The sequence below is a fragment of the Streptomyces sp. NPDC002787 genome (genome assembly GCF_053592095.1).
The window spans coordinates 1-1,944 of the sequence record NZ_JBSFVC010000068.1 but is presented as its reverse complement, the minus strand read 5'-3'; the positions used below and the strand labels follow the sequence as shown (position 1 = coordinate 1,944).

General features: G+C 75.4%; 1 protein-coding gene. It reads right to left on the bottom strand.

Going from position 1 to position 1,944, the window contains the following annotated elements; genetic code table 11:
- Nucleotides 1–45: 45 nt before the first annotated feature.
- The coding region (locus tag ACWD26_RS43265; RefSeq protein ID WP_451279142.1) for an SDR family NAD(P)-dependent oxidoreductase at nucleotides 46–1,944 on the bottom strand (1,899 nt) is incomplete at its 5' end.

Sequence of the window (1,944 nt, the reverse complement as noted above, 5' to 3'; positions counted from 1 at the left end):
GCACGAGCTTGACCGGTCGGCCCAGTGCGCGGGCGGCGGCACAGGTCAGGATGGTGTGCGGCCAGATGGGGCCTTTGTCCCGATCCGCCCCTGGGCCGACGCATATGTGTGCGTCTGCGTGTGCGTGTGCGTGTGCGTCTGCGGGACGAGGGTGCGCAGCGCGGGGGGCAGGGTGCCGGCGGCGGCCCGGTTCCGTAGGACGGCGGGATCGGTCCGCATCGGCACAAGGACGGCCTCGTCACCCGCCCAGGCCCGGTCGAACAGGGCGAGCCCCCGCTCGGCGTCGAGGGGCAGCACGCCCGCCCGGGCCAGGCGCCGCAGATCGATCTCGGCGAGCCGGCCGCCCATGCCGCCGCCGGTCCCCCACAGGCCCCAGGCCAGCGAGGTCGCGGGCAGCCCCTTTGCTCGGCGGCTGCGGGCGAGGGCGTCCAAGTAGGCGTTGGCGGCGGCGTAGTTGGCCTGTCCGGCGCCGCCGAGGGTGCCGACGGCGGAGGAGAAGAGCACGAAGTGCGACAGGTCCGCCTCGCGGGCCAGCTCGTGCAGATGGTGTGCGGCGTCGGCCTTGGGTGCGAGGACGGTGTCCACCCGCTCGGGGGTGAGCGCGGTGATCACACCGTCGTCGACGACGCCTGCGGTGTGCACCACACCCGTCAGCGGCCGGTCGGCCGGGATCGCGGCCAGCACGGCGGCGAGCGCCGCCCGGTCCGACACATCGCAGGCGGCGAACGTGACCCGGGCACCGGCCCGTTCCAGGTCGGCCGCGAGCGCGTCCGCGCCGGGGGCCGCGGCGCCGCGCCGGCTGACCAGCAGCAGGTCGCGTACGCCATGCCCGGCGGCCAGCCGCCGGGCGACGAGCCCGCCCAGCTCACCGGTGCCACCGGTGACGAGGACCGTACCGTGCTCCCGAGTGGGCGGGGCGGTGGTCGGGTCCTGGGCCGCGACAAGCCGAGGCACATACAACTCCCCGCGGCGTACGGAGACTTGAGCCTCTGCGTGCGTCAGCGCCGTCACCACGGCGGACGCCAGGGCGGGCGCGTCGGTGCCGTCGTCCTCCAGGTCGACCAGGACGAACCGGTCGGGGCGCTCGGCCTGCAGCGACAGCAGCAGCCCCCACGCGGCTGCCCCGGCCGGGTCGCCGGTGGTCGCACCGCCCGTCACGATCACCACACGGGAGTCCGCCGACCGCTCCTGGGCGAGCACGTCCTGGACACGGGCGAGCGTGTCGTGCGTGGTGTGGCGTACGGCCTCGGGGCCGCCCCCTTCCCGGCCGGTGCTGCCCGGCGCGGTGTCGAGGGCCAGCACGACGAACTCGGCGGCCTCGCCCACCGAATCCAGGTGGGCGTGGACGTCGGCCGCGTTCCCGGGTCGCAGTGCGAGGGCCTTGGCCAGTGTTCCGGCCCGCCCGTCCGGCTGCCCGAGCACCGCCCAGCGTGCCTCGGGCGCGGCGACGCTGTCCATGGACTGCCAGGTCGTCGTGTAGAGATCCCCGGCCGCCGCGTGCGCGCCCTCGGCCGAGTCAAGCGCCTCAGGGGCGTCGCGGTCCGCTCCTTGCCGGGCCGTCTCCAGCCAGTACGCGCCGCGCTGGAAGGCGTACGTCGGCAGGTCCACCCGGCGCGCCCCGGTCCCGGCCAGGAAGGCCGGCCAGTCCACGGCCACCGACCGCACGTGCAGCCTGCCCAACGCGGTGACCAGGGAGCGCGTCTCGTCCCGGCCCTTGCGGAGTGCGGCGAGCGCGAGGAGGTCGGGGACGGTGCCCTGGACCAGGGAGACCAGCGAGCCGTCGGGTCCGACCTCCAGGACGGTGCCGATGTCCTGACCCCTCAGCGCACGCACCCCGTCCGCGAAACGCACAGTGGCCCGCACGTGACGGACCCAGTACTCCGGCGTCGACAGCTCCTCCCCCGCCACCTCACCCGTCACGTTCGACACGATGGGGATCACCGG